Source organism: Agathobacter sp. LCP21S3_B2, assembly GCF_052118705.1.
Lineage (GTDB): Bacteria > Bacillota > Clostridia > Lachnospirales > Lachnospiraceae > Roseburia.
This window is the reverse complement of sequence record NZ_JBQKGQ010000011.1, coordinates 19,594-39,726: the sequence shown is the minus strand read 5'-3', so window position 1 is coordinate 39,726 and position 20,133 is coordinate 19,594. Positions and strand designations below refer to the sequence as shown.

General features: G+C 46.0%; 22 protein-coding genes, 1 other RNA gene and 1 pseudogene. 23 read left to right on the top strand and 1 reads right to left on the bottom strand.

Annotation, left to right across the window (positions count from 1 at the left end; genetic code table 11):
• Nucleotides 1-54 precede the first annotated feature (54 nt).
• The 21 genes and pseudogenes from ACTQ1L_RS09450 (at nt 55) to dnaB (ending at nt 18,478) form a co-directional block, all read left to right on the top strand.
• Nucleotides 55-660, top strand: coding sequence for a type IV toxin-antitoxin system AbiEi family antitoxin domain-containing protein (locus ACTQ1L_RS09450; RefSeq protein WP_321112283.1), 606 nt, complete (start codon nt 55-57; stop codon nt 658-660).
• A complete protein-coding gene (locus ACTQ1L_RS09445; protein ID WP_441366752.1) occupies nt 660-1,544 on the top strand; it encodes a hypothetical protein in 885 nt (294 codons plus the stop codon). Before ACTQ1L_RS09450 ends, ACTQ1L_RS09445 begins: the two co-directional genes overlap by 1 nt.
• Before the next feature lie 21 nt (nt 1,545-1,565).
• Nucleotides 1,566-3,038, top strand: coding sequence for an aminotransferase class I/II-fold pyridoxal phosphate-dependent enzyme (locus ACTQ1L_RS09440; RefSeq protein ID WP_441366750.1), 1,473 nt, complete (start codon nt 1,566-1,568; stop codon nt 3,036-3,038).
• Nucleotides 3,039-3,154: 116 nt separating this feature from the next.
• Nucleotides 3,155-3,742 (top strand): guanylate kinase, encoded by a 588-nt coding sequence (locus ACTQ1L_RS09435; RefSeq protein WP_321112280.1) that lies wholly within the window; start codon nt 3,155-3,157, stop codon nt 3,740-3,742.
• Between the two features lie 68 nt (nt 3,743-3,810).
• Nucleotides 3,811-4,251, top strand: coding sequence for a YaaR family protein (locus ACTQ1L_RS09430; protein WP_321112279.1), 441 nt, complete (start codon nt 3,811-3,813; stop codon nt 4,249-4,251).
• A 108-nt stretch (nt 4,252-4,359) separates the two neighbouring features.
• The gene (holB, locus tag ACTQ1L_RS09425) at nt 4,360-5,349 is read left to right on the top strand and encodes a DNA polymerase III subunit delta' (protein WP_012744028.1); all 990 of its coding nucleotides are present in this window, start codon (nt 4,360-4,362) and stop codon (nt 5,347-5,349) included.
• 4 nt (nt 5,350-5,353) lie between these two features.
• Nucleotides 5,354-6,253, top strand: a pseudogene (locus ACTQ1L_RS09420) (PSP1 domain-containing protein); the annotation flags it as partial.
• Between the two features lie 364 nt (nt 6,254-6,617).
• Nucleotides 6,618-7,376 carry a tRNA1(Val) (adenine(37)-N6)-methyltransferase gene (locus ACTQ1L_RS09415; RefSeq protein WP_441366748.1) on the top strand — a complete coding sequence of 253 codons (759 nt, stop codon included), beginning with the start codon at nt 6,618-6,620 and terminating at the stop codon, nt 7,374-7,376.
• A 12-nt stretch (nt 7,377-7,388) separates the two neighbouring features.
• Nucleotides 7,389-8,225: a 16S rRNA (cytidine(1402)-2'-O)-methyltransferase gene (gene rsmI, locus ACTQ1L_RS09410; protein ID WP_441366747.1), complete on the top strand. Its 837-nt coding sequence runs from the start codon at nt 7,389-7,391 to the stop codon at nt 8,223-8,225.
• A gap of 42 nt (nt 8,226-8,267) precedes the next feature.
• The gene (locus tag ACTQ1L_RS09405) at nt 8,268-9,629 is read left to right on the top strand and encodes a TrkH family potassium uptake protein (RefSeq protein WP_321112274.1); all 1,362 of its coding nucleotides are present in this window, start codon (nt 8,268-8,270) and stop codon (nt 9,627-9,629) included.
• Nucleotides 9,630-9,646: 17 nt separating this feature from the next.
• Nucleotides 9,647-10,297, top strand: a complete 651-nt coding sequence (locus ACTQ1L_RS09400) for a potassium channel family protein (protein ID WP_321112273.1) — start codon at nt 9,647-9,649, stop codon at nt 10,295-10,297.
• Nucleotides 10,298-10,434: 137 nt separating this feature from the next.
• A complete protein-coding gene (locus ACTQ1L_RS09395) occupies nt 10,435-11,169 on the top strand; it encodes an NAD-dependent protein deacylase (RefSeq protein ID WP_041254702.1) in 735 nt (244 codons plus the stop codon).
• Between the two features lie 77 nt (nt 11,170-11,246).
• On the top strand, nt 11,247-11,435 hold the full coding sequence (locus ACTQ1L_RS09390; RefSeq protein WP_441366744.1) for a DUF951 domain-containing protein: 189 nt from the start codon (nt 11,247-11,249) through the stop codon (nt 11,433-11,435).
• Between the two features lie 186 nt (nt 11,436-11,621).
• Complete coding sequence (gene rpsF / locus ACTQ1L_RS09385) at nt 11,622-11,912, top strand: 30S ribosomal protein S6 (protein WP_015515858.1); 291 nt, start codon at nt 11,622-11,624, stop codon at nt 11,910-11,912.
• A gap of 24 nt (nt 11,913-11,936) precedes the next feature.
• On the top strand, nt 11,937-12,380 hold the full coding sequence (locus tag ACTQ1L_RS09380; protein WP_012744018.1) for a single-stranded DNA-binding protein: 444 nt from the start codon (nt 11,937-11,939) through the stop codon (nt 12,378-12,380).
• A gap of 39 nt (nt 12,381-12,419) precedes the next feature.
• On the top strand, nt 12,420-12,677 hold the full coding sequence (rpsR, locus tag ACTQ1L_RS09375; protein ID WP_321112271.1) for a 30S ribosomal protein S18: 258 nt from the start codon (nt 12,420-12,422) through the stop codon (nt 12,675-12,677).
• Nucleotides 12,678-12,830: 153 nt separating this feature from the next.
• Nucleotides 12,831-13,274, top strand: a complete 444-nt coding sequence (locus tag ACTQ1L_RS09370; protein ID WP_055224257.1) for an NfeD family protein — start codon at nt 12,831-12,833, stop codon at nt 13,272-13,274.
• Between the two features lie 6 nt (nt 13,275-13,280).
• Nucleotides 13,281-14,216 carry an SPFH domain-containing protein gene (locus ACTQ1L_RS09365; RefSeq protein WP_015515859.1) on the top strand — a complete coding sequence of 312 codons (936 nt, stop codon included), beginning with the start codon at nt 13,281-13,283 and terminating at the stop codon, nt 14,214-14,216.
• 418 nt (nt 14,217-14,634) lie between these two features.
• Entirely contained in the window at nt 14,635-16,692 is a 2,058-nt protein-coding gene (locus ACTQ1L_RS09360) for a DHH family phosphoesterase (protein ID WP_441366741.1), read from the top strand.
• Complete coding sequence (gene rplI, locus ACTQ1L_RS09355; protein WP_321112268.1) at nt 16,689-17,135, top strand: 50S ribosomal protein L9; 447 nt, start codon at nt 16,689-16,691, stop codon at nt 17,133-17,135. The genes ACTQ1L_RS09360 and rplI overlap by 4 nt, the downstream gene beginning before the upstream one ends.
• Nucleotides 17,136-17,146: 11 nt before the next feature.
• Nucleotides 17,147-18,478, top strand: a complete 1,332-nt coding sequence (gene dnaB, locus ACTQ1L_RS09350) for a replicative DNA helicase (protein WP_308668987.1) — start codon at nt 17,147-17,149, stop codon at nt 18,476-18,478.
• A 34-nt stretch (nt 18,479-18,512) separates the two neighbouring features.
• Here dnaB and ACTQ1L_RS09345 read toward each other — a convergent pair whose 3' ends face one another.
• A complete protein-coding gene (locus ACTQ1L_RS09345; RefSeq protein WP_441366739.1) occupies nt 18,513-19,058 on the bottom strand; it encodes a GNAT family N-acetyltransferase in 546 nt (181 codons plus the stop codon).
• Between the two features lie 64 nt (nt 19,059-19,122).
• Between ACTQ1L_RS09345 and tadA the strand changes: the two genes are divergently transcribed.
• Entirely contained in the window at nt 19,123-19,596 is a 474-nt protein-coding gene (tadA, locus tag ACTQ1L_RS09340) for a tRNA adenosine(34) deaminase TadA (protein ID WP_441366737.1), read from the top strand.
• A 166-nt stretch (nt 19,597-19,762) separates the two neighbouring features.
• Nucleotides 19,763-20,023: signal recognition particle sRNA large type (ffs, locus tag ACTQ1L_RS09335), an RNA gene on the top strand.
• Nucleotides 20,024-20,133 lie beyond the last annotated feature (110 nt).

Genomic DNA, 20,133 nt, shown 5'->3' with positions numbered 1-20,133 from the left:
ACAATAGGGGCATTGCTCACATCGCAATGTGATATGATGTATGGAGAAGCGGTAATGAATATACAACAGGTACAAAGTCTCATAGCTGAGGCTATGGAAAAGCACAATGGAATAGTGAAAAAGGAAGAGCTCACGAAGCTTGGAATAGACTACAGACGCATTGATGCGCTTGTTAAGGAGGGAAAGCTTTCCCGCGTCAGAAACGGCTATTATACTGACCGTGTGGACGGCTTTGGTGAGGTGGAGCTTGTCGCAGCACTTTTTCCGGATGCGATGCTATGCATGGAAAGTGCGCTGTATGCATACGGCTATTTAAAGGAAAAACCGTATGGGTGGACACTTGCAGTGGACAAAAACACTTCAAAATCGCGCTTTAAGATGGATTATCCAAGGATTATTCCGTTTTACACGGAGCCGGAGGCGCTTAGTCTGGGCGCTTCAGTTATTGAGCTGCAGGGCTGCAGCTTTGGTATTTATGATAAGGAACGGCTCATATGCGACTGCTTAAAGTATGAGTCCAAAATGAGCCATGATGATTTCAAGACTGCGATTCAGGCATATATCGCAGATCCTGATAAGGATATCTCTGTACTTATGGATTATGCGCGGGAGAGAAAGGTCTTAAAAAAGGTACAGAGTCTGATAGGAGTTTGGCTGTAGTGAAGGTTGACTTGAGACGAATAAGCAGTGAAAAGAATATTCCGTACAGTGATGTGCTCTGGCAGTATGTCACAGAGGACTTCCTGTGGCGTATAGACAAAGCGGGGCTTGCGCCAGTGCTTTGGCAGAGAAAATCTGAATATGCCACGGGGGAGAAGCTGGCGCTTTACTATGTTTATGGAAAACCACATGAGGCTGCGGATAAAAGCCCTGGCGTGCCGATTGAGCTCATAAGGGGCATGATTACAGGGAATGCCGAGTGCAACAGTCATAGTGATGTGATATGGGAGAATGAGACCGTTAGGGAGGATGCCCCGGAGGCCTATACCCTGTCTTTCAGTGCGTATTTCGATGGCACGAGGGTGCCGTTTACTGTCAGGATAGAGAGGCTTGATGAAGCGGATGCGGGTATTCCTTTACAAAGGAAAATAATGGCTATGAACCGTTTTTATAAAACAATAGAGACGACTGTGTATTCTCCGGAATCGATACTGGGAGAGCAGCTTTTTGAGATTATGGATAAGCTTGAGCTGGTCAGGGATATGAAGCTGTTTGCCGATTCGTATGATATTCTTAAGGAATATTCGGTCAGTGGCAGGCGCATGATTGATTTTTTTAAGGCAAAGTCGCAGGAAAAGCCAAAGGTTGCGTCTATGCGAAGGCTTGAGCAGCTTGGCGGCTACAGAAGCTATACATACATGAAAAAACGCTGGAACCGGTATTGCAAAAGACAGGATAAGCTGTCAGAGCATTATGACAGTGCAGGCTGGGAGGAGACGCTTGATTTGATACTTGATTTCCTCACACCGGTCTGGAGCGCGTTCTGCAATGATGAAATATTTTATGATGACTGGATGCCGGAGCTTGGAAGATTTCTGGGCTAAAAAGGATATATAGGTACTTAAATGGAAAAAGAACTGATAAATAATTCACAATCAAATATTTATCCGTTTCACATGCCGGGGCATAAGCGCCGTGGCAGTGATATAGGTGCAGGGCTGGACCCGTATGCTATTGATATCACAGAGATAGACAATTTTGACAATCTGCACCACGCTGAGGGCATTATAAAGGAGGCGCAGGCTGAGGCAGCGGCACTTTACGGTGCAAAGCATGCATATTTTCTCATAAACGGAAGCACCTGCGGTATACTGGCAGCAATATCTGCGGCCACCAAAAGGGGAGACAAGGTGCTTGTAGCGAGGAACTGTCACAAGGCGGTGTATCATGCGCTTTACTTAAGGCAGCTTCACCCGGTGTTTACATACCCTGAAATTACACGGACAGGGCTGCAGGGGCAGATAACCGAGGCACAGATAAGGGCGGCATTTGATGAAAATCCCGACATAAAAGCGGTTGTGATAACCTCGCCTACATACGATGGTGTGGTTTCCGATGTGGCGGCGATCGCATCTGTGGCACATGCACATGGAGCTTTGCTCATAGTTGACGAGGCACATGGCGCGCACTTTGGCTTTGGAGGCGGCTTCCCTCAAAATGCCATAACGCTCGGGGCCGATGCGGTCATAGTGAGCCTGCACAAGACGCTTCCGGCATTTACACAGACGGCGCTTTTACTGCTGGGTGGGATGCGTGAAGCAGCAGTGGAGAAGTTTCTCGGCATTTATGAGACAAGCTCACCGTCATATGTGCTTATGACAGGCATAGAGCGCTGCATACACTATGTGCGCGATAATAAAGAGACAGCCTTTGCACAGCTTAGGAGCAGACTTGACAGATTTTATCAGAAGGTCAGCGGACTTTCGCATCTGAACGTGGTCAGAAAAAGTGATTTTTCCGCTGACGAGGCATATGATTTTGACGAGTCAAAGATTATTATATTTACGAAAGAGGCTATGAATGGACATACGCTGCTTGAGCTTCTGCTCAAAAAATATGAGCTGCAGCTTGAGATGGCGGCGGGCAATTATGTACTGGCGCTGGCATCTGTCATGGATACGGATGAGGGCTTTGACAGGCTTGCGGATGCTTTGATTGAAATAGACAGCCAGCTCGAAAAATATAAGTCTGATTTTGAAGAGTTTTATGATATATTAAAACAGGAGGGTGTGGTACATCAATTTTACTTTCCTGTCAAAATGGATACGACTATATACCAAAAGCTGCCAGCCGTAATGGAAATGTATGATGCCTATGATGCAGACCATCAGGCGGTCTATGCCTTTAAGGCAAGCGGGAAGGTGAGCGGTGCCTTTATAAATATATATCCGCCGGGGATACCGCTTGTGGTGCCGGGAGAGATAATGAACGACAAGCTCATAGATGATGTAATAAAGGCTGTAAATTCAGGTCTTGAAGTGGATGGCCTGTACTTTGATCCGGATGCCAATATGTGGAAGTTTGTTGCTGTGTTGTAAGCAACAGTTTGACATAGCAAACAATCGTATTTATACTAATTAGTAACTATTCAGAACCAATGAGAAAAAAGCTGATGTGTCATGCTTACATTAATTAAAATATAAGAGGTTTACAGATGGGTAAGATTTTCTGCGTGATGGGAAAAAGCGCATCAGGCAAGGACACTATATACAATAAAATACTGCAGGATGATTCCCTAATGCTTAGCAGGATTATCCCGTATACCACTCGCCCGATAAGGGACGGAGAGACACAGGATAAGGATTATCATTTCTGCAATGAAGAGGATGTAAAAAGGCTCAGTGAACAGGGGAGCATCATAGAGCTTCGCGAGTACAATACGGTGTACGGCGTGTGGAAATATTTCACGGTAAACGATGATGATATAGACCTTCGCTGCAAAAGCTATCTGACAGTCGGAACACTCGAGTCTTACACAAAGATACGCGATTATTTTGGCAGTGACAACGTGCTGCCAATCTATGTGGAGGTGGAGGATGGCGACCGTCTGATACGCGCCATTCACCGGGAAAAGGGGCAGCAGGTGCCTAAATATGAGGAGATGTGCCGCCGTTTTCTGGCAGACGCATCAGATTTTTCTGAGGAGAAGCTGCATGAGGCGGGGATTACACGTCGCTTCATAAATGATGATATGGATACTGTGCTTGCCGAGATTTCAGCATACATACGACAGAGTTCTTAATTGCAGAGCAGGAAAATGGTTACGGACTGCACATAAATGTAACCGGAAACGAATAAGGAGGCAGCCTCATGGCAGTCAGAGTAAATGAAGTAAATCAGGTGACACAGGTTCCTGATGCACAAAAAACACAGGTCGGAGACGGCTCGTTCAAATTCACACTGGCCAGCGCCATAACAGACGCTGATCTCCAGGCAAAGGTAGATGCACTGATGCAGGATATCACAGCACAGGGCAACAGAATAGCCGAGCATATGGACATCAGGGACATGAAGCGATATCGCGGGCTCATAAAGGATTTTTTGAATGAGGTGGTCTACAGATCCCATAAATTTTCCAGAGAAAATTTCCTCGACAGGAGAGGAAGGCACAGAGTTTATGGTATAATAAGACTGATAGACAGCAATCTGGATGAGCTGGCATCAGAGCTGGTGGAGGATGAGAAGGATCATCTGTCCATACTTGCAAGAATCGGAGAGATACGCGGACTGTTGCTTGATATACTCACGTAGGAGATAAAAGCTATAACAGTTCAATTAAAGACAAATACATGAAGAGCCTGCGCCGGATATGGGCAGAAGCATAACAGACACAGGCAGACTAAAACGGAGGCAGCAGCTATGGCAGGATTTAAGGATATAGTAGGAAATGAGCAGATAATAGAGCATCTGCAAAATGCCATATCAATGGGAAAGGTCTCACATGCATATATAATAAACGGACCACAGCTGTCCGGCAAAATGATGATAGCCGAGGCATTTGCCAGGGCACTGCAGTGTGAGAAGGAGGGCACAGACGGTTGTGGAGAGTGCAAATCGTGCCATCAGGCAGATGACCACAATCATCCTGATATCATATATGTCAGTCATGAAAAGCCCAACAACATATCGGTTGACGACATCAGGACACAGCTCAACAACGATATAGTGATAAAGCCGTACAGCAGTAAATACAAGATTTACATAGTGGATGAGGCTGAAAAAATGAACCAGCAGGCGCAGAACGCGCTTTTAAAGACCATTGAGGAGCCACCGGCATATGCGGTCATCATGCTTCTCACCACCAATGCAGACAGCTTTCTGCAGACCATCAGGTCGCGCTGCATCACACTCAATATGAAGTCGGTAAAGGACGAGGTGATAAAGGCATACCTGATGAACGAAAAGCATATTCCGGATTATCAGGCAGATATCAGTGCCGCATTTGCACAGGGCATCGTCGGAAAGGCTGTTAAGCTCGCCTCATCAGACGAGTTCAACGAGCTAAAGGAGTCAGCACTGTCGCTGATAAAGCGCCTCGATGACATAGATTTGTACGAGCTGGGCGCAGCGGTAAAACAGATAGCTGAGTACAAGCTTAAGGTGCAGGATTATTTTGACCTGATTATGGTGTGGTACAGAGATGTGCTGTATATGAAGGCGACAAACGATGTTAACGGACTCATATTCAAGGATGAGGTCTATGATATAAAGAAACAGGCAGCAAAGCATTCCTATCATGGAATCGAGGCAATACTTGAGGCACTTGAGAAGGCGAAGATAAGAATTAACGCAAACGTCAATTTTGACCTGGTAATTGAGCTGCTGCTTATGACCATAAAGGAGAACTAATCACATGACAAAAATAGTTGGTATAAGATTCAGGACAGCAGGCAAAATATATTACTTTGACCCGGCTGATTTCGACCTCGACATGGCAATGCATGTTATCGTGGAGACGGCAAGAGGCATAGAGATGGGAACTATCCTCATTCCGCCGAAGGAGGTGGATGATGACCAGGTGGTTTCACCGCTTAAGCCTGTCATCAGAGTGGCAACCGACGAGGATGAGAAAACGGTTGAGAGAAATAAGGAAAAGGAAAAAGAGGCATTTGCCATCTGCAAGGAGAAAATCATCAAGCACGGACTTGAGATGAAGCTGGTGGATGCAGAGTATACCTTTGACGGAAACAAGCTGTTGTTTTACTTTACAGCAGACGGCAGAATTGACTTCAGGGAACTCGTAAAGGATCTGGCAGCGGTATTCCGCACCAGAATCGAGCTGCGCCAGATCGGTGTCAGGGATGAGACCAAGATGATGGGCGGCATCGGAATCTGCGGCAGACCGCTCTGCTGTCATTCTTATATGGCGGATTTTGTGCCGGTTTCCATAAAGATGGCAAAGGAGCAGAATCTTTCCCTCAATCCGACCAAGATATCAGGTGTATGTGGAAGACTCATGTGCTGTCTCAAGTATGAGCAGGATACATATGAGTATCTGAACAGCAGAATGCCGTCAGTAGGAGAAAAGGTCAAGACACCTGAGGGAATCATCGGAGAGGTCAAGTCAGTCAGCGTGCTCAGGCAGCTTGTGCGTGTTGTCATCGACAATGGCGAGGAGAAGGAGCTTCGTGAGTATACTGTAGATGATCTGCGATTAAAGCCACACCAGAAAAAGGATGTCAAGCTCACCGAGGAGGAGCTTCGCGAGCTCAAGGGCCTCGAGGACAGCGGCGACGAGACAATGGAGGACGAGCCACAGGAGAAACCGCAGAGAAACCGTGGACGCCGCGACAACCGTGATTACAGGGAAAACCGCGACAATAGGGAAAACCGTGACAGCAGGGACAACAAAAATGAATATCGCGAGCACCGTGATAAGCGTGACAACAGAGAAAGACGTCCGTACAGGGCGGACATAGAGGCAGCGGAAGCTTCTACAAATGAGACAAATGAAGTAAATGCTGTAAATGCCGGCAGAGAAAATAAGGACGGCTGCAAAAAGCCGTACAAGGGTGGCAAGAACAGACCAAACAAGCAGAAACACAACCGCAACAAGGATTACAAGAACAAAAACTATAACAAAGATTACAATAAGGAATATAGCAGGGACAAGGATCATGGAAGCACTGATACACAGTAATGAGCGCCTGGACGATTTGTGCCGCAAGGGCTATAGGCTCATACAGGATCCAAAGCTGTTCTGCTTCGGCATAGACGCCGTGCTTTTATCTGATTACGCAAAGGTAAAGCGCGGCGAGCGTGCTGTGGATTTGTGCACCGGAAACGGTGTGATTCCGATACTTCTTGAGGCAAAGAATAACGGAGAGCATTACAGCGGACTCGAGCTTCAGCATCAGTGTGCTGACCTGGCGAAAAGAAGTGTGAAATATAACCATCTTGAGGATAAAGTGACCATAGAAGAGGGCGATGTGTGCAATGCATCGGAGATTTTCGGTCGAGAGTCCGTGGAGGTGGTGACGGTAAATCCGCCGTATATGATAGGCCAGCACGGTATCAAAAATGCAGACGATGCCATGACGATAGCACGCCACGAGGTCAGGTGTACACTTGACGATATAGTCAGGGAGAGCGCAAAAATGCTCAAATTCAATGGACGTTTTTACATGGTTCACAGACCATTCAGGCTGGCAGAGATTTTTAGCACGATGATGAAATATCATATCGAGCCAAAGCGCATGCGCCTTGTACATCCCTACGCGGACAGGGAGCCAAACATGGTGCTAATAGAGGGGCTAAAGGGCGGCAAAAGCCGTATCACCATCGAAAAACCGTTAGTTGTATACAAGGAGCCTAATGTATACACGGATGAGATATATGAGATATACGGCGATAAGCCCCGGAATAACGGAAAATAACAGGAGAATCATATGACAGGAACACTGTATCTGTGCGCAACTCCGATAGGAAATCTGGAGGACATCACATTCCGTGTGCTGCGCACACTTAAGGAGGTAGACCTCATCGCAGCGGAGGATACGAGAAACTCCATAAAGCTGCTCAATCATTTTGAGATAAAGACACCCATGACGAGCTATCATGAGTTTAACAAGATAGATAAAGCCTACCAGCTTGTGGCAAAGCTTAAGGAGGGCAAAAATATAGCCCTCATCACTGATGCAGGAACACCCGGCATTTCTGACCCGGGTGAGGACATCGTGCGCATCTGCTACGAGGAGGGCGTGCCTGTTACCTCGCTTCCCGGGGCAGCAGCGTGCATTACAGCGCTCACCATGTCGGGCAGGCCGACCAGGAGGTTTGCGTTTGAGGCATTTTTGCCGAGGGATAAAAAGGAACGCGCGCGCGTCATTGAGGAGCTTAAAAACGAGACCCGGACAATCATCATCTACGAGGCGCCTCATCATCTTATAAAGACGGTTACAGAGCTTTACAATGCGCTCGGAGACAGAGAACTCACCGTGTGCAGGGAGCTTACGAAAAAGCACGAGGAAAAAGTGCAGACTACATTTTCGGAGCTTTTGGAGAGTTCAAGGACACAGGAGCCAAGAGGTGAATATGTGCTTGTAATCTGTGGCAGAAACGTGGCTGAAATAGCAAAGGAGCAGCAGGAAAGCTGGGAAGCCATGCCGCTTGAAGCACATATGGCACACTATGAGTCACAGGGCATCGACAGGAAGGAAGCCATGAAGCTCGTGGCAAAGGACAGAGGTGTCAGCAAGAGGGATATATACAAACAGCTTCTGTAAGCTGACAATAATACATTCTGCAGCAAATAGTTAGGATTGGATATGAACGATATAAAATATGACATAAAAAAACGACATAAGAACCTGACAGAGTTCAGGTACATCGCAGTTGGCTTTTTTCTGACAATATTATCAGGGGCAATAATGCTGAGTCTTCCGTTTTCTTCAAGAGACGGACAATGGACCAATTTTCTGGACTCACTTTTTACGGCAACAAGTGCAACCTGTGTGACAGGTCTTGTTGTGTTTGACACCTTCAGACACTGGAGTATCATAGGGCAGCTTGTAATTCTGGTGTTGATTCAGATAGGAGGCATGGGATTCATCTCAATCGGTGTGGCATTTTCCATGCTTCTGCACAAAAAAATCGGACTTAGACAGAGGGATCTGATGCAGGAGAGCGTCAATGCACTCGAGATTGGTGGAATAGTTAGGCTTTTCAGCGTGATAATAAGGGGAACCTTCCTTATCGAAGGCATAGGAGCGGTGATTTTAGCAATCCGCTTCATACCGGATTTTGGCATATTAAGAGGCATATATTTCTCGGTGTTCCACTCGATATCTGCATTTTGCAATGCGGGCTTTGATTTGATGGGCATCAACGAGGAGTACTCATCGTTTACAAAATATGTCGCAGATCCGTTAGTCAATATCACAATTATGCTGCTTATCATCATAGGTGGTATCGGTTTTACCATATGGAATGAGGTCAGAATCAAAAAGTTTAAGTTTAGCAGATACTCGCTCCACGCCAAGATAGTAATATCAACCACACTGATACTCGTATTCGGTGGCGCACTGTTTATGTATATTTTTGAAAAAAACAATACCATAGCAGGCATAGATACACCGGGTGCCATATTTGCATCGTTATTCGGCTCAGTTACGGCGAGAACGGCAGGCTTCAATACAGTAGACACAGCAGCACTGACACCGGAGAGCAAGCTTTTGACTATAGTGCTCATGTTCATAGGAGGAAGCCCGGGCTCGACAGCCGGCGGAATCAAAACCACAACAATGGCGGTCATGATAATCTATATTGTTTCTTATCTTAGAGGAAGCAACGGCTGCAATGTGTTTGGCAGGAAAATAAGCAGTGAGGTAATCAAAAAGGCCGGAATGGTGCTTATAATCAATCTGGTGCTTGGCCTTACAGCGGTGATAGCTATACTTGCCACATCCAATATGAAGATGGACGATGTACTGTTTGAGGTATACTCTGCAATCAGTACGGTCGGCATGACAACAGGCATCACAAGAGATTTAAATACAGTAGGACGCATAATTATCATAATTATGATGTATTGTGGAAGAATCGGAAGCATGACCTTTGTGCTTTCGTTTGTGCATAGACCGGGAAAAGCCAATATAGAGCTTCCGGAGGAAAAAGTTATCATTGGATAAGGATAAGGAGAAACGCAATGAAATCAATTTTAATTATTGGAATGGGTAAATTCGGACACCATCTGTGTGCGGATTTGATAAAAAACGGAAACGACATTATGGTGATGGACAAGGACGAGGCCAAGGTCAGGGATTTAATCTATGACGTGACCAAGGTGCAGATAGGTGACTGTACCGACCCACAGGTAGTAAAAGCACTCGGAATTAACAATTTCGATTTGATTTTTGTATGCATCGGCACCAATTTCCAGAGCTCACTTGAGATAACAAGTCTCGTTAAGGAGATGGGCGGAAAATATGTCATCAGCAAGGCAAACAGGGATGTGCATGCCAAGTTCCTGCTTCGAAACGGTGCGGATGAGGTTATCTATCCTGACCGCGACATGGCAGAACGAGTGGCAAAGAAATACAGCGCCAACCATGTGCTTGATTATGTGGCATTAAACGATAATTACTCAATCTACGAGATAAATCCACCTGAAGGCTGGGTAGGAAAGAGCATCATGGAAAATAATGTGCGCCAGAAATACAATGTAAATATCGTTACAGTAAAGGAAGCCGGAAAGAATCGCGTGCTTCCGCTGCCGGACTACGTGTTCAAGGCAGACGATGCAGTGATGGTGTTTGGACTGAATGCAGATGTGGACAAGCTGGTGCGCAAGCTGTAAATATAAGTTGACCATTCAGAAATACTGAGAATAGAAAATTATGAGTCAGCTTGCAAGTGAGCTGCAGTTTTGTCCTGAAGATGGCTCAAATAATAATTGGCAGCAATTAAAATTAAAAGAAGAAAGGATGGATACATATGGGTAACAATGACAGCAGTGTAGAAACATTTTTGCAGTGGATAAAGGCTTCGGACAATATTGTATTTTTCGGCGGAGCAGGTGTATCAACCGAGAGTGGCATACCTGATTTCAGAAGCGTGGACGGACTTTACAATCAGAAGTATGATTATCCGCCCGAGACCATCCTGAGCCATACATTTTACAGGAAGCATCCGCAGGAGTTTTACCGATTCTACCGTGACAAGATGCTCTGCCTAGATGCAGAGCCGAACATCACGCATTACAAGCTTGCAGAGCTTGAAAAAGCAGGAAAGCTTAAGGGCGTTGTGACGCAGAACATAGATGGACTGCACCAGAAGGCCGGCAGCAAAAATGTAATGGAGCTGCACGGCAGTGTGCTGAGAAACTACTGTGAGAGATGCTTGCAGTTTGTAAGCGCAGAGGAAATCCTCAACTCGACAGACGTGCCAAAATGCCCAAAGTGCGGCGGCCCGGTAAAGCCGGATGTCGTATTGTACGAGGAGGGCTTAAATCAGAAAACGCTTGAGGATGCAATCTACTACATCAGTCATGCTGATGTGCTCATAGTAGGCGGTACATCACTTGCGGTATATCCGGCGGCAGGCCTCATAGACTATTACAACGGAAACAAGCTCGTGCTTATCAACAAGTCCACCACGCCAATGGACGCAAGAGCAGACCTTCTGATACAGCAGGGACTGGGCTCTGTATTTGAGCAGATAGAGGTGTAGTATGAGGGGCAAAATACCTTTTGACCCTCATATCATAGTATATAATATGGCAGATATAGGTAGAGAAGGAATATAGGATGGATAAATACACAGTAGGAGATATCGTAAAACTGAAAAAACCACATCCGTGCGGCAGCAGCGAGTGGGAAATCATGCGTGTCGGCGCAGACTTCCGCCTGAAATGCATGGGCTGCGGACACCAGGTTATGGTGCCGAGAAAGCTGGTCGAGAAAAATGACCGCGGTCTCACGAAGAAGCAGGCTTAGTTAGATAGAAACAAAGTAGAATAGTAAAAACAGAGGTGCATGTCCCGACCTAATAAAAATTAAAGAAAAATTGCAAAAACCCCTTGAAAAGTACCACGATTCATGTTATTATCTAGACTCGTGATATAAAATTCCTTGCTCATAATCAGATTTATGAGCCAGAGACCAAAAGGAGGTAACATTCGCATGAACAAATATGAATTAGCACTCGTCGTTAGTGCAAAGATCGAGGATGATGCGAGAACAGCAGTAGTCGAGAAGGCAAAAGAGTACATCACACGTGCCGGCGGTACTGTTACAGAAGTTGAGGAGGCTGGTAAGAAGAGATTAGCTTACGAGATTCAGCACATGACTGAGGCCTTTTATTACTTCATCCAGTTCGATGCTGAGGGAACAGTCCCAGCAGAAATCGAGCAGGACGTTCGTATCATGGACAATGTTCTTCGTTTCTTATGCGTTAGAAAAGACGAGGCATAGTATAAGAAAATAGGAGATTGTATTATGAACAAAGTAATACTTATGGGTAGATTAACCAGAGACGCAGAAATCCGCTATGCCCAGGGGGATAACTCACTTGCAATAGCAAGATTTTCACTTGCAGTAGACAGACGCTACAGCAAGAATGCAGAGGAGCAGTCAACGGATTTCATCAATTGCGTAGCTTTTGGAAAGATAGCAGAATTTTTTGAGAGATTTGGCCGTAAAGGAACAAAATTTGTTGTTGAGGGCCGAATCCAGACCGGCAGCTATACAAACAAGGACGGACAGAAGGTATACACCACTGATGTCGTGGTTGAGAATGCAGAGTTTGCAGAGTCTAAATCAGCCGCATCAGGAAATGCAGGCGGATTTGCACCGGCAGACAGACCTGCACCTAGCCAGGCTGCTGGGGATGGCTTCATGAACATTCCGGACGGAATCGACGAGGAGCTTCCATTCAATTAGTAGTGTCCACGAGGACAAATATTCAAGGAGGTAACAAAAATGGCTTACAATAAATCAGCTGATGGTTCATCAATGAAGAAAAGACCAATGCGTAGAAGAAAAAAAGTCTGCGTATTCTGTGGAAAAGACAATGTCATTGATTACAAAGATACAAACAAATTAAAGAGATACATCTCTGAGAGAGGAAAAATCCTTCCACGCCGTATCACAGGAAACTGTGCAAAGCACCAGAGAGCTCTTACAGTAGCAATCAAGAGAGCACGTCATCTTGCTCTTATGCCATACGTTTGCGAATAAGATAAATGTATGATAAATCCCGACTACCGGATGGTGGTCGGGATTTTTAGGTTAAAAACATTTTATGTTTAAAAAATTAATATTTGTTGCATAATCAAATTACATAGTATAAAATGGATATAAAACAAATACTAATAAAAAGGGAGGGTTCAAATGGATACATACATTGTTTTCTGGTTGGCAGCCACCGTAGTTTTTGTTTTAGTTGAGCTTATGACAGTTGGGCTCACATCCATATGGTTTGCGGCAGGCTCATTTGTAGCGTTTATAATCGCACTGCTTGGCGGCAATGTCGTGGTTCAGGGAATTGCATTTATACTCGTTTCAGTCGTGCTTTTAGCTCTCACAAAGCCATGGGCCGGGAAGTACATCAATTCCAGGACAGTGAAGACAAACGTGGACAGTCTGGTCGGAGAAAGAGCTGTGCTCACCGAGGATGCTGACAGCATGAAGCAGACAGGAAAAGCCGTTGTAAACGGTCAGGAGTGGACAGTCAGACCGCAGGACGAGACCCAGGTCATAAGAAAAGGCGAGCTTATCGAGGTAGTGAAGATAAGCGGAGTAAAATTAATTGTAAAAAGGGCAAAGGAGGCTTAACCGGAAATGGAAGGATTAATAGCACTTGCAGTGTTACTCGTAATCGTACTTATAGTACTGGTAAACTGCATTAAAATCGTGCCACAGGCACATGCAATGGTAATTGAGCGTTTGGGAGGATATCTCACCACATGGAGCGTAGGACTTCACCTCAAGGTGCCATTTATCGACAGAATAGCAAAGAGAGTCATCTTAAAGGAGCAGGTGGTAGATTTCCCGCCACAGCCTGTAATCACAAAGGATAATGTAACAATGCAGATAGACACTGTAGTATATTTCCAGATTACAGATCCAAAGCTCTATGCATACGGAGTAGAGAATCCAATCATGGCAATTGAGAACCTTACAGCCACAACACTTCGTAACATCATCGGAGACTTAGAACTTGATGAGACACTCACCAGCCGTGAGACAATCAACACCAAGATGCGCGCAACACTCGATGTGGCAACAGACCCATGGGGCATCAAGGTAAACCGTGTCGAGCTCAAGAACATCATACCTCCAAAGGCCATCCAGGATGCTATGGAGAAGCAGATGAAGGCAGAGCGTGAGAGACGAGAGGCCATTCTTCGTGCAGAGGGTGAGAAAAAATCAACAATCCTTGTTGCAGAGGGAAATAAAGAGTCAGTCATCCTCGATGCCGAGGCTGAAAAGCAGGCAGCCATCCTTCGCGCAGAGGCAAAGAAGGAGGCAACAATCCAGGAGGCAGCAGGTCAGGCAGAGGCTATCCTCAAGATACAGCAGGCTAATGCAGACGGACTTCGCATGTTGAAGGAGGCAAATCCGGACAACGCAGTGCTCCAGATAAAGAGCTTAGAGGCATTTGCCAAGGCCGCAGATGGCAAGGCTACAAAGATAATCATCCCTTCAGAGATTCAGGGGATTGCAGGTCTTACAAAGTCAATTGCAGAGATAGCTGCGGATAAGACTGAGAAGTAATTATATTTAATTAAAATGATTAAAGGGTCAAAAGGTATCATCGATGCATGCTTGCATGCAATTCGATGTATACCTTAAAATGAATACCGGAAGATGAGAGCACACGAAAAGCATCGCATGTATCATATCAGATATATGCGGTGCTTTTTAAATTACATAAAATTTGTTTAGATTTTACATAATTATGATTTGCTACACAGAAATGCCATATATTCCTCATAATCATAACTGAGTATAACTGATAAATATAGTACTAGGAATAATCCTCACAAAGTGGTATACTCTCTAGTAGGTATATCAATCGATGCGGGCTGCACAAAGGTGTGACCGGTAACTATTAATTTGTAGTACATTCTTGAAACCGGAATCGTTGCACCGGCAGCATCAGCGCAGCGCACCGGGGGATAAGGAGAGTAAAATGAAGAAAAAAATAAAATTCAAGGGAAGGCTGAAAAGCTACATGTGCTGGCCGCTGTATCTGACACTCGTGTTGGCATGTGCCGATGGAATAGCAATGCGCTACGACAGGAGACTTGGCTATGGCATGGCAGGCTTTACAGTGTTTTATTTTGTACTCGTGCTGCTTTTGTATGTCAGAAGCAAGTCAGTCGTTGCAAATGAGCTGATTAGCTTTGCAACCCAGTATTCATCGGTGCAGAAGAGGCTGCTTAATGAGTTTGAGGTGCCGTATGCCCTGCTTGAGTATTCAGGTAAGATACTATGGGTAAATGACAAATTCGCAGAGCTAATGGGTGTGGATAAAAACTATCACAAATCCATCACGACACTTTTCCCGACAGTGACCAGGGAAATTCTCACCAAGAGTGATACGCCGACAGATTTCAAGATAGTAAACGAGGAAGAGGACAGCATAGTCAGACTGTCCGTCAAGCGAATATATTTCAACTCTATCGCAGAGGAAAATGAGATAATCGACACAAATGAAGCAGACGAGTTTTTGACGGCGCTGTACGTATTTGATGAGTCGGAGCTTTATCACTGCAAGAAGGAAATCACAGAGCAGAAGCAGGTATCAGCGCTTGTGTATATCGACAACTATGATGAGGCACTTGACAGCATAGAGGACGTAAAGAGGTCACTGCTCGTTGCACTTATCGACAGGCGTGTAAACCAGTACTTTGCCAAGTATGACGGACTTGTCAGAAAGATAGAAAATGACAAATACTTCGTGGTGTTCAAGTACAAGTACCTTGACAGCATGAAGGAGGACAAGTTCAAGGTGCTCGACGAGGTCAAGGCTATAAAGGTCGGCAATGAGATGGCGGTCACACTCAGTATCGGAATCGGTATAAAGAGCGATAAGTATAATGAAAACTACGTTTATGCGCGAAATGCCATAGACTTAGCCCTCGGACGAGGCGGTGATCAGGTAGTCATAAAGGATCACGACGATATCCTGTATTTTGGCGGCAAGTCAAAGCAGGTGGAGAGCAAGACAAGGGTAAAGGCGAGAGTCAAGGCGCAGGCGCTTCAGGAGATTATTGAGACCTGTGAGAATGTGCTTATCATGGGCCACAGCATCACAGATGTAGACTCGCTCGGAGCTGGCATAGGTATATACTGTGCAGCCAAGAATCTCGACAAAAAGGCGCAGATAGTCATAAATGACCCGACAAGCTCGGTAAGACCTCTCATGGAGACTTTTTCGGAGGTAAAGGGCTATCCAACAGACATGTTTATAAATAGTGAGGAGGCCCTCGAGATGGTGAGTAAGGATACGCTTGTCATGGTGGTGGATACCAACAGGCCAAGCTACACAGAGTGTTCTGAGCTCCTCAGAAAGACAGGAAAGATAGTTGTATTTGACCACCACAGACAAAGCAGCGAGATAATAGAGAATCCTACACTCTCATATATCGAGCCGTACGCATCGAGTGCGTGTGAGATGGTCGCAGAGGTATTGCAGTACTTCAACGACGGAGTCAAGATCAATGCGACAGAGGCCGACTGCATTTACGCAGGCATCCTCATCGATACCAACAACTTTATGACAAAGACAGGCGTGCGTACATTTGAGGCGGCAGCCTTTTTGAAGCGCTCAGGCGCAGAGGTAACACGCGTCAGAAAGATGCTTAGAAATGACATGGCATGCTACAAGGCAAGAGCCGAGGCCGTGCGCCATGCAGAGGTATACAGGGGTTCATTTGCCATATCGGTATGCCCTAGCGAGAATGTGGAGAGCCCGACAATCGTCGGCGCACAGGCAGCAAATGAGCTGCTCAACATAATAGGAATCAAGGCATCATTTGTGCTCACGGAGTACAATGGCAAGATTTATATCAGCTCTCGTTCAATCGACGAGATAAATGTCCAGATAATCATGGAGAAGCTGGGCGGCGGCGGACACTTAAATGTGGCAGGCGCGCAGCTGACAGGCGTTACTATCGTGCAGGCAAAGCGCATGATACAGGATACACTGGACGAAATGCTAAAAGAAGGAGACATAGAAGAATGAAAGTAATCTTATTACAGGACGTAAAATCATTAGGCAAAAAAGGCGAGATAGTAAACGTAAGTGACGGCTACGCCAGAAACAATATCATACCTAAAAAGCTCGGAGTAGAGGCTACTCCAAAGAACTTAAATGACTTAAAGCTTCAGAACCAGCACGCTGACAAGGTAGCACAGGAAAACTACGAGAGTGCACTTGCGCTCGCAAAGGTCGTAGAGAGCACAAAGGTAGTAGTAAAGCTGCGCTCAGGAGAGGGCGGTAGGACCTTCGGCTCCATCTCTACCAAGGAGATATCGGCTGCGGCAAAGGAGCAGCACGGCTTAGAACTCGACAAGAAAAAGATGCAGCTTAACGAGTCAATCAAGGCACTCGGAAATTATGAGGTGCCTGTCAAGCTTCATCCAAAGGTAACAGCAAACCTCACAGTATCAGTAGTTGAAGGATAGGAGGAATCCCCTTGGAAGAAGCATTAATCAAACGAATAATGCCAAACAGCCTTGAGGCAGAGCAGTCCGTGGTCGGCTCCATGATTATGAGCAAGGATGCCATAGTGACCGCCAGCGAGATGCTCCTTAGGGAGGATTTTTATCATCAGCAGTACGGCATCATATTTGAGACCATGGTTGAGCTCTTTACAGAGGGTCAGCCTGTAGATCTCGTCACACTCCAGAACCGTTTAAAGGAAAAGGATGTGCCGCAGGAAATACAAAGCCTTGACTTTGTGAGAACTCTCGTCACTAGTGTGCCGACCTCTGCCAACATCAAGTACTATGCCAATATCGTAAAAGAAAATGCCATAAAGCGAAAGCTAATCCATGTGACAGAGGACATAGAGAACGAATGCTACGCCGGCAAGGAATCACTCGAGAGCGTGCTCGACAAGACAGAGCACGATGTATTTGAGCTGCTTTCTACAAGGCAGACAGGTGACTACGTGCCAATCCGTACTGTTGTCATGAATGCTCTCGAGAAAATTGAAAAAGCAGCACAGCAGGAGGGCACCGTAACAGGAATCCCGACAGGCTTCATAGACCTGGACTACAGGACAGCGGGACTTCAGCCGTCAGACCTCGTGCTCGTGGCAGCCCGTCCGTCAATGGGAAAGACAGCCTTCGTCCTCAACATAGCACAGCATGTGGCATTCCATGCACATCTGTGTACAGCCATATTCTCACTCGAGATGTCGAAGGAACAGCTCGTAAACCGTCTGTTCTCACTTGAATCAAAGGTAGATGCGCAGGCACTGCGTACAGGAAATCTGTCTGATGCCGATTGGGAAAAGCTGGTCGAGGGCGCCGGAATCATCGGAGACTCCGAGCTCATCATAGACGACACTCCGGGTATCAGCATCTCAGAGCTTCGAAGCAAGTGCCGTAAATACAAGCTTGAGCATGACTTAAAGCTCGTCATCATCGATTACCTGCAGCTCATGACAGGCTCAGGACGAGGCTCAGAATCACGTCAGCAGGAAATCTCAGACATATCTCGTTCGCTTAAGGCGCTCGCCAGAGAGCTTTCAGTCCCTGTAGTGGCACTCTCACAGCTATCACGAGCCGTAGAGCAGCGACCGGACCACAGACCGATGCTTTCTGACCTTCGAGAGTCAGGAGCCATCGAGCAGGATGCCGACGTCGTCATGTTCATCTATCGTGACGACTATTACAACAAGGACACCGAGCTCAAGGGTATCTCAGAAATTATCATCGCTAAACAGCGTAACGGTCCAATCGGCACCGTAAACCTTGCATGGCTGCCTGAGTACACGAAGTTTGCAAATCTGGAGCATTAAATTGGAGGATTTTAATGTTAAATTATAAATGGGCTTATTTATTAACAAGCCCATAAATATAGTGATTACACCACTGCCCATGCAGCATCAGATAATCTCTAAGCAGCCCCTCCTGCACGAAGCCAAGCCCATTAAGAAGCTTCATAGAAGGCACATTTCCCGGGTGGACAACCGCCGTTACCTTGTGCATGCGAAGCTCATTAAAGGCAAGCTTGGTGCAGAAGCCGACTGCCTCAGTGGCATATCCCATGTGGTGAAACTCGCTGGAAAATTTATAGCCAATCTCACAGCTTCCGTAGAAAGCCGGAGCGATATTATGTATACACACAGTGCCGATAATCCGGCACGGATTTTCCTTCTTAAAAACATAAAATCTGAAAAGCTGTGATTTGACAGCCATATTGTATTCATATCTGAGCACCTTCTGCAGGTGCTTCACAGTATAAAAATCCGGCACGCGGTCTATTTCATACATTTCAAAAAGCTCTTTATCCCTATTGTAAAAATCCAAAACCTGTGGGGCACAATCAGCGTGCAATACCTTAAGAAGCAGGCGCGGGGTTTCATATTGAAAAAACATATTTTCCTTCTTTCATATTTGGTGTATCATGATAAATAGATTATAACACATGGAGCAGACAAATATGACACAAGATGAAAAATATATGAAACAGGCAATAAAACAGGCAAAAAAAGCATATGCACTCGATGAGGTGCCGATAGGCTGCGTAATTGTAGCCGGTGACAAAATCATCGCACGCGGCTACAACCGCAGAAATACCGACAAAAATCCACTCGCTCACGCTGAGCTCTCTGCCATCCGCAAAGCCAGCAAAAAGACCGGAGACTGGCGTCTCGAGGAATGCACAATGTACGTCACCCTTGAGCCTTGTCAGATGTGTGCCGGAGCAATAGTACAGGCACGCATTCCCAGAGTGGTAATAGGCGCCATGAATCCGAAAGCAGGCTGTGCAGGCTCAATCATCAATCTACTGCAGATGCAGCAGTTCAATCATCAGGTGCAGACAGATATAGGCATCTGTGGTGACGAATGCAGCACCATGCTTTCTACCTTCTTCAAGGAGCTGCGAAAGAAGCGTAAGTTTCAAGGGCAGTAAATAAATTGTCGTTAAAACCACAATGTAAGGCACGTAAGCCCCGGGTACCGGACGCGCATACGTACTCTTGCCGTGGCTACGCTACGCTGTTAAGATTCTGTACGGATTATGCATGATGGTTTTCTATGCTTGACAAAACCATGCATTATAGCGTATACTTAAGACTCCGAGCAGCCGGGGTGGTAGCGGTACCTTGAACCAACAATCCGCTATAGTTGGGGTGATGCTTCGTAGAGGGCTTAAGCGGTGGAGCTGCCCTCCATAAGTGGCGTTGACGTCTGGGTCTTGCGCAATGGAAATCTATGAACCGTGTCAGGGTGGGAACACAGCAGCACTAAGTAGAAGCTTTCATGTGACGCAAGGCAGCCTGGAGGGAGTTAACTGTGGAGGTAACGTCTGTTGTGATGGTTCGAAGCGAGGCGCTCGGATTTTTAGCGTATAAACATCGTATGATAACACAGGTAATCAGCGGAAATTCTATTTCCAGGCTGATTAACTGTGTTATCAGACGGTGCAACGGAAACCGAAAATAAAGAA